At 32.0% G+C, this 12,606-nt stretch carries 7 protein-coding genes, 1 pseudogene and 1 other annotated feature; all 8 genes and pseudogenes read left to right on the forward strand.

The features are described 5' to 3' along the window. Nucleotides 1-2: 2 nt before the first annotated feature. The 8 genes and pseudogenes from ABDZ93_RS10065 to lysS all read left to right on the forward strand — a co-directional run bounded on the left by ABDZ93_RS10065 (nt 3) and on the right by lysS (nt 12,409). Nucleotides 3-1,307, forward strand: coding sequence for a DRTGG domain-containing protein (locus ABDZ93_RS10065; protein ID WP_343826013.1), 1,305 nt, complete (start codon nt 3-5; stop codon nt 1,305-1,307). Between the two features lie 32 nt (nt 1,308-1,339). Further along, nucleotides 1,340-1,630 (forward strand): Dabb family protein, encoded by a 291-nt coding sequence (locus ABDZ93_RS10070; RefSeq protein WP_343826015.1) that lies wholly within the window; start codon nt 1,340-1,342, stop codon nt 1,628-1,630. Between the two features lie 198 nt (nt 1,631-1,828). Beyond that, nucleotides 1,829-2,419 (forward strand): class D sortase, encoded by a 591-nt coding sequence (locus tag ABDZ93_RS10075; protein WP_343826017.1) that lies wholly within the window; start codon nt 1,829-1,831, stop codon nt 2,417-2,419. Between the two features lie 61 nt (nt 2,420-2,480). After that, the gene (locus tag ABDZ93_RS10080; protein ID WP_343826018.1) at nt 2,481-6,044 is read left to right on the forward strand and encodes a DNA polymerase III subunit alpha; all 3,564 of its coding nucleotides are present in this window, start codon (nt 2,481-2,483) and stop codon (nt 6,042-6,044) included. A gap of 753 nt (nt 6,045-6,797) precedes the next feature. Continuing rightward, on the forward strand, nt 6,798-8,708 hold the full coding sequence (locus ABDZ93_RS10085) for an acyl-CoA dehydrogenase family protein (protein ID WP_343826020.1): 1,911 nt from the start codon (nt 6,798-6,800) through the stop codon (nt 8,706-8,708). A 50-nt stretch (nt 8,709-8,758) separates the two neighbouring features. Then, nucleotides 8,759-9,958 (forward strand): FprA family A-type flavoprotein, encoded by a 1,200-nt coding sequence (locus tag ABDZ93_RS10090; RefSeq protein ID WP_343826022.1) that lies wholly within the window; start codon nt 8,759-8,761, stop codon nt 9,956-9,958. A gap of 142 nt (nt 9,959-10,100) precedes the next feature. Continuing rightward, a pseudogene (locus ABDZ93_RS10095) lies at nt 10,101-10,315 on the forward strand (hypothetical protein); the annotation flags it as partial. Between the two features lie 50 nt (nt 10,316-10,365). Continuing rightward, nucleotides 10,366-10,702: a binding site (T-box leader), on the forward strand. A gap of 186 nt (nt 10,703-10,888) precedes the next feature. Further along, nucleotides 10,889-12,409 carry a lysine--tRNA ligase gene (gene lysS / locus ABDZ93_RS10100; protein ID WP_343826024.1) on the forward strand — a complete coding sequence of 507 codons (1,521 nt, stop codon included), beginning with the start codon at nt 10,889-10,891 and terminating at the stop codon, nt 12,407-12,409. Nucleotides 12,410-12,606 lie beyond the last annotated feature (197 nt).

Raw genomic sequence — 12,606 nt, forward strand, 5'->3', positions numbered from 1 at the left:
CTGTGTCAAAGCATGAAGAAATAATTAAATATATTCTATCCTTAGATATAGGTACTAAGATTTCAGTTAGAGGAATTAGTAGTAAATTGGGTGTCAGTGAAGGAACTGCTTATAGAGCAATAAAGGAGTGCGAATCTATAGGGATTGTCAATACGATTCCTAGAGTTGGCACGGTAAGGGTAGAAAAGTTAGAAAAAAAGAATATTGACAAGATATCTTTTAAGGAAATTGTAAACATGGTAGATGGAACTTTAATTGGTGGCAAGGCTGGAGAAAATAATTTTCTTGAAAGATTTATAATAGGGGCCATGGAAGTTGAAACCATGAAGAGATACATAAACCCAGGATCATTACTTATAGTAGGAAATAGAGAAGAAGCTCAAAGGCTAGCTCTTGAAAACCAATGTGCTGTGCTTATAACTGGAGGATTTCAATGTAGTGATGAAATAAAGATTTTAGCAGATAAAACAAATTTGCCTGTAATATCATGTACCTATGATACCTTTACTGTTGCAAGTATGATAAATAAAGCTATATATGAAAATAATGTTAAAAAAGAAATTGTGTTAGTAGAAGATGTTATGGATAAAAATCCAGAATACTTAAATGTATGGGACAAGATTAAAACATTAAAAGAATTATCAGAGAAAACTAGGCATGAAAGATTTCCAGTTTTAGATGAGGAATCTAGAGTTATAGGTCTTGTAAGTATAACTCAAATAAATAATCATGATGACAATGAGATTATAAATAGCATTATGACAAAGAATCCTATTGTGTTAAATCCTACAAGCACAGTTGCCTATGCAGCACATATCATGGCTTGGGATGGAATTCAAATATGCCCAGTGGTATATAAAAAGAAATTAATAGGTATAATTTCCAGAGGAGATGTAATAAAGGCATTGCAAATAGTTACAAGACAGCCTCATGTAGGTCATACTATGGATGATTTAATTTTAAAGAATTTTGAATTTGAATCTAGTAAGAATAAGATGCATTTCTGGGGAGAAATTGTACCTGAAATGCTTGACTCTATAGGTACTGCATCATGGAATGCATTAAATATGCTTTTATCAACTATGGGAACTATGGTGTTAAGACAAAATGGTATTACAAATGTAGCTATAGATAGTTTCACATCTTATTTTACTAAGCCAGTACAGATGGGTAGGATAATGGATGTACACTCTGAAGTAATAGATAGAGGAAGATATTATTCAAAGGTAGAAGTAACAATGTATAACCAAAATAAAGAGATTATGGCAAAGGCTATGTTATCAGCTAAGGTACTAAAAAATAATTAAATAAAATAGGTTTAATGTATAGGGGGTAAAAGATGTTTACACATGTGGTTTTATTTAAGTTAAAAGAAAATACAAGGGAAAATGTAGACTTTGTAGCAAATACTCTTAAAGCTATGGAAGGAAAAATTCCTAAGCTTAGGGGGGTAGAAGTAGGAATAGATGAGCTTCATACAGAGAGAGCTTTTGATGTATGTCTTATAACTAGATTTGATTCTGTAGATGACATGAATGAATATCAGATACATCCATATCATGTTAATAAAGTTTTAGATAAAATTAAGCCGTATATAGAGGTTTCCAAAGTAGCTGACTATACTAAATAAAGTGTTATTATAGAGATAAAAGGGAAAAATTTTTATTGTGGAATGTCTCAAAATCATTACTTTTAGACTAGTTTTGTAGATAAGTTACTGGATTTAAAAAGATTAATCATATAAGACATTCCATTTTTGAGAATGTTACAAAATATATGTGTGTAGAATTACTTAATAGTTCATGATTTTAAGTAAAGAGGTGTTTTAATGAAGGGGAAGATTAGAAACATTATAAGTATACTTTTAATTTTAGTGGGGATTGGATTATTACTGTTTGCTTTTAAAGGAAAGTGGGAAACAAAAAAAGTTCAAGATCAGCTTTATGACAAATTTGTATCAGAAGAAAAGCAAGAAGTTAATCATGAAAAAAATAAGAAAAGTAAGGAAGAAAAACTTCCTTATATAGATATGGTAAATCCAATTGCAGTTTTAGAAATACCAAAAATAAATTTGAAAGTAGTAGTAGCAGAAGGTACTGAGGATGAAATAATAAAATATGCAGTAGGACATTTTAAGGATACTGCTATGCCAGGGGATATGGGTAACTTTGCACTAGCAGGACATAGAAACTATGATACAGGAGAATTTTTTCTAAGACTAAACAAATTAGAAGTTAATGATGATATAATAGTATCTACTCATGATAAGACCTTTACTTATAAAGTTACAGAGAGCTTTACAGTTGCTCCAGAAGACACTTATGTTTTAGATAAAAGTGAGGATGCAACAATAACCCTTGTAACATGTACTTATGATGGTAAGGACAGATTAATAGTAAGAGGTAAGTTAGAAAGATAATATAAAAATAAATATTGTAAAGGAATATGGTTTTATTACCAAGGATGCAGGGGGTGAAAATATGAAGGATTTTGTACATCTGCATGTGCATACAGAGTATAGTCTCTTAGATGGTTCGGGGAAAATATCTAAGCTTATTAAAAGAACTAAGGAACTAGGTATGAAAGCTATTGCCATTACTGACCATGGAACTATGTACGGTGCAGTAGATTTTTATAAAGAAGCTATAGAGAATGGCATAAAACCCATAATTGGATGTGAAATATATGTAGCAGGAAAATCAATGTACATTAAAGAACCTCAAAAAGACAATGATACCTATCACTTAGTTTTGTTAGTTAAAGACCAAGTAGGTTATGAAAATTTAATGAAAATAGTATCTACTGCTTCTATAGATGGGTTTTATTACAAACCAAGAGTAGACTATGAATTTTTGAAGGAGCATTGTGAAGGATTAATTGCTACTAGTGCTTGCTTAGGTGGTGAGGTTCAAAAAAATTTACTTAGAGACAATAAGGAAAGGGCCAAGGAGGTTGCTTTAAAATATAAGGAAATATTTAAGGATGATTTTTATTTAGAATTACAATACCATGGAATTTCACAGCAGTTACAAGTGAATGAAATGTTATTAGATTTATCTAAGGAATGTGATATTCCACTAGTATGTACTAATGATACTCACTATATAAATGAAGAAGACAGTAAATCACATGATGTATTACTTTGTATTCAAACAGGTAAAACTGTAGAGGACAAAACCAGAATGAGATACCCTTCAAATCAATTTTATCTTAAGTCACCTAAAGAAATGTATGAGACTTTTTCTTATGTACCAGAGGCTATGGAAAACACGGTAAAGATAGCTGGAAAATGTAATTTCGATTATAAATTTCATGAATCTAAATTACCTAAATTCCCTTTGCCAAAGGGGATAGATCCTTTTGAATATCTTAGGGAAAATTGCTACAAGGGACTTATTGAAAGATATCAAGTATTCTCATCTTTAAATGGAACATTTGATGAAGAGAAAATAAATAAAATAAGAGAAGAAAATGAAGAAGGAAAACTCCTATGTGATAGATTAGATTATGAGTTAGGAATAATCAAGCAAATGGGATATGTAGATTATTTTCTAATTGTTTGGGATTTTATAAGATATGCCAATGAAAATGGAGTTCCTACAGGACCAGGAAGAGGGTCTGCGGCAGGAGCTATAGTTGCTTATACATTGGGAATAACTAAGATCGATCCAATTAAGTATGGTTTGCTTTTTGAAAGATTTCTTAATCCAGAAAGGGTAAGCATGCCTGATATCGACTCAGACTTTTGCTATGAAGGGCGTCAAAGGGTAATTGATTATGTAGTTGATAAATATGGAGAAAACAATGTATCACAGATAATCACCTTTGGAACTATGGCACCGAGGGCATGTATCAGAGACGTAGGAAGAGCAATGAATTATTCCTATGCTGAAGTAGATAAAATTGCTAAGATGATCCCTTCCGTGTTAAATATAACTATAGATAAAGCTCTTGAGATGAATAGTGAACTAGAAGAACTTTATGATGTAGATGAGAGGGTACGAGAACTTATAGATGTAGCTAGAGATTTAGAGGGATTACCAAGGCACTCATCTACTCATGCTGCTGGAGTTGTTATAGCATCTCATCCTCTTGTAGAATATGTTCCCTTACAAAAGAATGAAGGTATGATAGTAACTCAGTTTACCATGGGTACTTTAGAAGAATTAGGACTTTTAAAGATGGATTTTCTAGGGTTAAGAACCCTTACGGTAATGGATGAAGCTATTAATAATATATGGGAGAATCAAGGTGTAAAAATAGATATAGACCATATAGACTTTGGAGACTCAAAGGTTTATCAGATGATTGGAGATGGAAAAACAGTTGGTGTATTCCAGCTAGAATCTGCAGGAATGACTTCATTCATGAGAGATCTAAAACCAGACTGTCTTGAGGATATCATAGCAGGAATAAGTCTTTATAGACCAGGTCCAATGGCAGAAATTCCAAAATACATTGAAGGAAAAAGAAATCCAGAAAAAGTTCAATATGTAACAGTACAGTTAGAAGAAATACTGGATGTTACATATGGAGTAATGGTGTATCAGGAGCAAGTAATGCAAATAGTTAGAGATCTTGGAGGATATTCTCTGGGAAGAAGTGACCTTGTGAGACGTGCCATGTCTAAGAAGAAGCATAAGGTCATGGAAGAAGAAAGAAAAAACTTTGTTTATGGAATAGTAGATGAAGAGGAAAAAATTATAGTGCCTGGCTGTATGAGAAATGGAATTTCAGAGGAAGCAGCTAATAAGATATTTGATCAGATGATGGATTTTGCATCCTATGCTTTTAATAAGAGTCATGCTGCAGCTTATGCAGTAGTAGGTTATCAGACTGCTTACTTAATGTATTATTATCCAGCAGAATTTATAGCAGCCATGCTAAATAGTATAATGGGAAATAATGAAAAGGTAGCGTACTACATTAGATTTGCAGAAGAAATAGGAATAAAAGTACTTCCACCAGATATAAATGAAAGTTTTAGTAAGTTTACAGTACAAGGAAATACTATAAGATTTGGTCTTTCAGCTATAAAAAATGTTGGAGTAAATGTTATAGAGTCCATAGTGGAAAGACGTAAGGAAAAAGGTAAATTTAAGAGCTTTAGCGACTTTTGTAACAAGATTGATTCTGCAGCAGTAAATAAGAGAGCTGTAGAGAGCCTTATAAAAGTTGGAGCCTTTGATAGTTTAGGAGTATACAGATCTAAATTAATAGCTGTATTTGAGAAAATTTTAGATGGAATAAACAATGAAAGAAAGAGAAATGTTCCAGGACAAATTAGTCTATTCCAAGGAGCTGAGGAAGAAGATAGTGCCTTTAAGATAGTTTATCCAGAGATTCAGGAATTTAATAAAAAGTATTTGTTAGCCATGGAAAAAGAAATGACAGGAATATATTTATCTGGTCATCCACTAGATGATTATGAGAAGACTTTAAAACATGTAACTACCCACAAGATATCAGATTTAGTTTTAGCAGATACGTTAGAAGATGATAGTGTAGGTGGAGAGGGACTTGTTAGTGAGAGAGTTTCAAAAGTAAAGGATAAACAAAAAGTAATTTTAGGGGGACTTTTAACATCTGTATCTAAAAAAATTACAAGGAATAATCAGGCTATGGCATTTGCAACCTTGGAGGATTTATTTGGAACCATAGAATTAGTCATATTTCCAAAGACATTTTCAGCTTATAGAGAATTTGTTGAGGAAGATGAAATAGTAACTGTGGAAGGACGTATAGCTCTGGAAGAGGAAGAGCAACCTAAAATATTATGTGAAAAAATATCGCCACTAGTTAAAGTGAGTACAGATAAGATATATATTCGAGTTGAAGATGATAGCAAGTTAAATAGTGTAATGAAGCTTATAAGAGAAAATTTTATAGGAGAATTTGGTTCAGATCCAACTTACTTATTTGCTGCTAATACAAAGAAAAAATATCTTATAAATAAAAATAGTTGGCTTAATAATGATTATGAAACTACATCTAAACTAAGAGAAATTTTTGGGGATGATAATGTTAAAGTTTTAGAAGAGTAAAGTCTGCTATCATAATAAAATAAATTAATTCAAGCACCAAGAAATTATCTTGGTGCTTTTTATATTGTGCCCAGCATGGGTGTAATCTAATAGGTGAAAGTCCTAAGCGCGGGTTGATAGTGCCAAGTAAGGGGGTGTGTCTATGGTAATGTGGAATCAGACGGAAGTTGGGGGCGAAACTCTTGTCTGACAAGTAGGAACTACATATAAGGCATATATCCGTGGGGAAGGTTGCTATACAAATCAAAGCCTGAAACTATTCGAAACAGCTAGTATGAATGTAGCGGATATATGGAGTGAAAGATTATGGTCTTACCTAGGGAGATCTGACAGATACGTTATGGATATGTATTTATAAGTAACAATATATACAGTGATGTATGGCTGAACTGTCAGAAGTCAGCAGAGGTCATAGTATCAAAACAGTCATGAATATTATAGAAAAGAACTAAGGAATAGGATATTTTAGATATATTTTTATGTAATGTAAAATAATATTAATTAAGGGGGCTACAATAAATTTGCATAAAAATTTGACAATGGAAATTATAAGTTTTATAATAATAATTATTAAGAAAGAAATTAAGTTATATAATTAATTTGATTATTAGAAAATTATATAAGCAATTTTAGTTTTAATTTGCATTGTAAGGATATTATGCTTTTTAAATCAAAGATTATAAATTTTTATAAGCTTTATTAATAAAACTTGTGAAAATTAAAATAAAACACCAAATTAAAGGAGGTAAATTTATGTTTTTTAAGACTACAGAAAAACACGAAGCTTTTCGTGCAAAAATCAGAGAATTTGCAGAGACAGAGGTAAAACCACAAGCATTTATGTTGGATCAAGAAAGTAAGTTTCCAACTGAGGCTATAGAAAAGTTAGGTAAAATGGGGGTATTAGGTACTCCGTATCTTAAAAAATATGGTGGTTTAGGTCTAGATGTACTTAGTTATGCCATTGCTGTTGAAGAACTTTCTAGAGTAGATGGTGGTACAGGTGTAATTTTATCAGCTCATGTTTCTTTAGGAACATATCCAATTTTTGCATATGGAACTGAAGAACAAAAGCAAAAATATATGATTCCTCTAGCAAAGGGTGAAAAGATTGGTGCATTCGGCTTAACTGAGCCAAATGCTGGTAGTGATGCTGGTGGAACTGAAACGACTGCTGAACTAGAAGGAGATTATTATATCTTAAATGGTGGAAAGATTTTTATAACTAATGCAGATAAGGCAGATACTTATGTTGTATTTGCTGTGACTACTCCAGATATAGGAGTCAAAGGTATAAGTGCCTTTATAGTTGAAAAAGGATGGGAAGGATTTACATTTGGTGATCATTACGATAAGATGGGAATTCGCTCTTCTGCAACTGCTGAATTAGTATTTAATAATGTTAAAGTACCTAAAGAAAACTTATTAGGTGAAGAAGGACAAGGTTTTAAAATAGCTATGGGAACATTAGATGGTGGTCGTATAGGTATTGCAGCTCAAGCTCTAGGTATAGCTCAAGGAGCTTATGAAAACGCTTTAGAATATTCAAAGGAAAGAATACAATTTGGAAAGCCTATATGCCAACAACAAGTAATTTCATTTAAATTAGCTGATATGGCAACTAAGCTAAGAGCCGCTAGGTTTTTAATATATAGTGCTGCTGAACTTAAGGAAAATCATGAGCCTTATTCTATGGAGGCTGCTATGGCTAAACAATATGCGTCTGATATATGCTTAGAAGTTGTAAATGATGCATTACAAATCTTTGGAGGGTCTGGTTACCTTAAAGGAATGGATGTAGAAAGAGCATATCGTGATGCTAAAATCTGTACTATTTATGAAGGAACAAATGAGATTCAAAGAATGGTAATTGCATCTCATATAATTGGAAAAATGCCTAAAAATGAGAATAGATCTAAAAAAGGTTCAGCTGGTGGAGGAGTAACTGGTGCTCGTAAGAAAATGATTATGAAAGATGGAACAGCAGAGGAAAGAGTTGCTAAGCTTGTAGAAGCATTAAAAGCAGATGGTTATGATTTTACTGTTGGTATTGATATAAATACTCCAATATCTAAGTCAGAGCGTGTTGTCAGTGTAGGTAAGGGAATTGGAGAAGAAAAAAATATGGAACTTGCTAAAGCTTTAGCTATTCAAGTTGGTGCAGCAATTGGATCATCTCGTCCTGTAGCTGAAACCTTAAAATACTTACCTTTAAATCGTTATGTTGGAATGTCAGGCCAAAAATTTAATGGAAATCTCTACATAGCATGTGGTATATCAGGTGCTGGTCAACACTTAAAGGGTATAAAGGATGCTACTACCATAGTTGCTATTAATAATAATCCTAATGCTCCAATATTTAAGAATGCAGACTATGGTATTGTTGGAGACTTACTAGAGATAATGCCATTATTAACAGATGCTTTAGATAACGGAGAACCAAAAAAGGAAGCACCTCCTATGAAAAAAATGAAAAAGTATGTTCCTAAAAAGGTTGTTCCTAGTTGGAAGAGATATGTTTGTAATGGATGTGGATATGAATATGATCCAGCTATAGGCGATATAGAAAATGACATATCACCAGAAACTCTATTTGAAGCTCTTCCAGAAGAATGGATTTGTCCAGATTGCGGTGAAGAAAAAGATAGTTTTATAGAGGTCTAATTTTATAGCAGAAATTTTAAGTTTTTTACAATAAAAAGGAGGAGTAATTTATGTTTTGTGTTAGAAAGGTAACTGAAGACCTTTATTGGGTAGGCGGAAATGATAGGCGTCTAGCTCTTTTTGAAAACGTTCATCCAATTCCAAGAGGGGTTTCATATAATTCATATTTATTATTAGATGAAAAAACTGTACTATTTGATACTGTAGATTGGTCAATTTGTAGACAGTTTTTAGAAAATATACAAGCTGTTTTAAATGGCAGGTCATTAGATTATTTAGTAATAAATCATATGGAGCCTGATCATGGAGCTGCCATTGAAGAAATAATACTGCGTTATCCTGATGTTAAGATTATAAGTACTGAGAAATCTTTTCTCCTAATGAGACAATTTGGATTCGAAATTGATGGTAGAATGGAGGAAGTTGTAGAGGGAGACGTAAAATCTTTTGGAAAGCATGAAGTAACATTTGTGGCTGCACCAATGGTACATTGGCCAGAAGCTATGGTTACATTTGATACTACAAACGGTGTTCTTTTTTCAGCTGATGCCTTTGGATCTTTTGGAGCATTAGATGGTAAGCTATTTAATGATGAGGTTGACTTTGACCGTGATTGGATTGATGACGCTAGAAGATATTATACAAATATTGTTGGAAAGTATGGACCACATGTTCAAGCATTGTTAAAAAAGGCAAGTGGACTAGATATTAAAATGATTTGCCCACTACATGGTCCAGTTTGGCGTACAGATCTTGGATATTTTATTGATAAGTATGATAAATGGAGTAGATATGAACCAGAAGAAAAAGCAGTAATGATAGTTTATGCTTCAATGTATGGTAATACCGAAGCCGCAGCTACTGCCTTAGCTACTAAATTTGTAGAAAAGGGAATGAAAAATGTAGTTATGTATGACGTTTCAAGCACTCATGTATCTGAACTGATTTCAGAAACCTTTAGAGTTAGCCACGTAGTTTTAGCTTCTGTAACCTATAACCTTGGTATTTACCCACCTATGCATAATTATCTTATGGATATGAAGGCTCTTAACCTTCAAAAGAGAACTTTTGCAATAATTGAAAATGGCTCATGGGCATGTAAGTCTGGAAGTTTGATGAGTGAGTTCCTAGAGGAAATGAGAGAAATGACAGTTCTAGAAGAGAAAGTTACACTTGTATCTTCTATGAATGAAGGAAATGTTACAGATATGGATACAATTGTTGAAGGTGTTATAGAATCAATGAAATAGTTATAATAGACATGTTGTTTAAGGGATGGTTACCTAAAACAAATTATGATGTAAATTTTATCGAAATATATCACCTTCATCATGAAACCCTCGATAGAAATGTCGAGGGTTTTCCTCTGTACATAAATTTAGAATTATTTATTTAAATGAATGGCTAAGACGAAGTCTACGCCTATGCTATTAAAAAAAATGGAAGAAAATTAAGACTAAATATGATAATCTTAAGATTTTAGGCATTTAAGAATATAAAGCATGGGAATATGCAAATACAAGAAAAGGCTATTGGAGAATTCCAACAGTCCTATTTTAGCAAGAATCCTAAACAATTATCTATCTCCTACTAGATTGGTAATATAAATTTTTTAAAAATTCTTGACATTATATTTTGAGTATATTAAAATATATTCAACAAAACTATGAAGAGAAGAGTAATCAAACTCAATTTTTTTACAGAGAGCTTTAGATGGTGAGAGAAAGCAAAAAACAGTTTGGTGAAAAAAGCCTCGGAGTTGTACACAGGATCTTTACTTCACTAAAGTTTATCTTAAAGTGAGGTTGCTTCTTAAAAAGAGAGAAGTTTCCTTTAGGAAGGGAGATGGTGTAACGGGTGCTCCCGTTATAGAGCTAGGGTATAAGCTTAATCTATTTTATTGTAAAGCCGTACTTGAAAAGGTTAATATGGTGACATATTAATAAACTGGGGTGGTACCACGAAGTTGAACTTACCAAACTCTCGTCCCCAAGACTATTGTCTTGGAGGTGAGAGTTTTTATTTTGCAAAAATTTATTAATGGACTAAAGTAACGTAATTTAATAATGAAATTAAGGTAACTGAGTCTAATTGAAAATACTATAATGAGGTGTTATTTAGCTTCATAAAAGTTACGAGAAATTAAAGTTAAAAAGCAAAATTGAAAGGTGGTACTATATATGTACAATGATTATATAGAATTAAATAACTTACAAGAAATAATGCAAGATGCAAATGAATTTAACGTAGAGAGAATAAAAAAATTAAATGAACTTTTAAGTAGAGGAATCAATCCTTATCCATACACTTTTGATTCAAACACAACTTCAACCTATGTGATAGATAACTTTGATAATATAGATAGTGAAGAGAGATTTATTTTATCAGGAAGAATAATGTTGTTAAGAAGAATGGGTAAAGTAACATTTTTAAATTTAAGAGATAAAAATGGAAATATTCAAGTGTATATAAGTAAAAATGATCTTGGTGAAGATGCATATGGAGTTATTAAACTTCTTGATGTAGGAGACATAATTGGTGTAGAAGGTTGTGCATTTAAAACAAAAACCGATGAAATAACTATTAAGGCTTTAAATGTTACAGTACTTTCAAAATCTATAAGACCTCTTCCAGAAAAATATCATGGAATTCAAGATATGGATTTAAGACAAAGACATAGATCCCTAGATATGATAATGAATGAGGATGTAAGAGATAGATTTGTAAATAGATCTAAGGCTATGTATGCCATAAGAGAGTTTATGAATTCTAAAGGATTTATGGAAATGGAAACCCCTATTTTAGATACAAAATATGGTGGAGGAGAAGCTAAACCATTTATAACTAATGTAAATGCATTAAACTGTGAAGTGTTCATGAATGTATCTCCAGAATTATATTTAAAAAGATTAATGGTTGGAGGTATTGATAGAGTTTATAGTATGGGACGTTCCTTTAGAAATGAAGGAATAGATAGAACTCACTATCCAGAATTCACATTGTTTGAATGCTACATGGCTTATGCTGACTATAATGATATGATGAGAATTATGGAAGACTTATATGGGTATGTATTTACTAAAATCAAAGGAACAACTAAGGCTGTATATGATGGTGTTGAAATTGATTTTAAAGCTCCATGGAAGAGAGAAACTATGTGCAATTTAGTTCTTAAAGATACAGGAGTAGATGTGGAGAGATTAACTAAGGAAGAAATAGTTACGCTAATTATAGAAAAAGGATTATTAGAAGAGGAACAAAGCGAAGGTTTTAGTATTAAAGAAGCAAATAAAGGGGAGTTGATACTTACATTATTTGAGGCCTACTGTGAGGATAAATTAATAGAGCCAACATTTGTAATAGATTTTCCATTAGATTCATCTCCATTATGTAAAGTTCATAGAAAAAATCCAGATCTAATAGAAAGATTTGAACCTTATGCCTTTGGAGTAGAGCTTGGAAATGCATATTCAGAACTTAATAATCCGTTAAGACAAAGAATTTTACTTCATGAGCAAGCTGAGAAATTAAGAGCTGGACTTGAAACTGCTAGCCCAATGGATGAAGAATTTGCAGTAGCTATAGATGTGGCTATGCCGCCAGCAGGAGGGCTTGGAATAGGAATAGATAGAATGATGATGTTTTTAACAAACTCATCATCTATAAGAGATGTAATTGCTTTTCCATTAGTTAAGAGATAGGATAGCTAGTTAGGGGATTTTGTAAAATAAACTGATATAAAAGTGTAAGCTCAATATTTAATATAAGATTAGTAATATATTTTGCAAAATCTACTTCATAGAGTATGATAGTGATTCAATGATTAAACATAATAAAGTTAATTATAAATAGTATAAGAAGAGTTAGTTCAAATTTTACTTAGATTTAACTTTAATTT

Source organism: Clostridium subterminale, from assembly GCF_039521425.1.
Classification (GTDB): domain Bacteria; phylum Bacillota; class Clostridia; order Clostridiales; family Clostridiaceae; genus Clostridium_J; species Clostridium_J subterminale.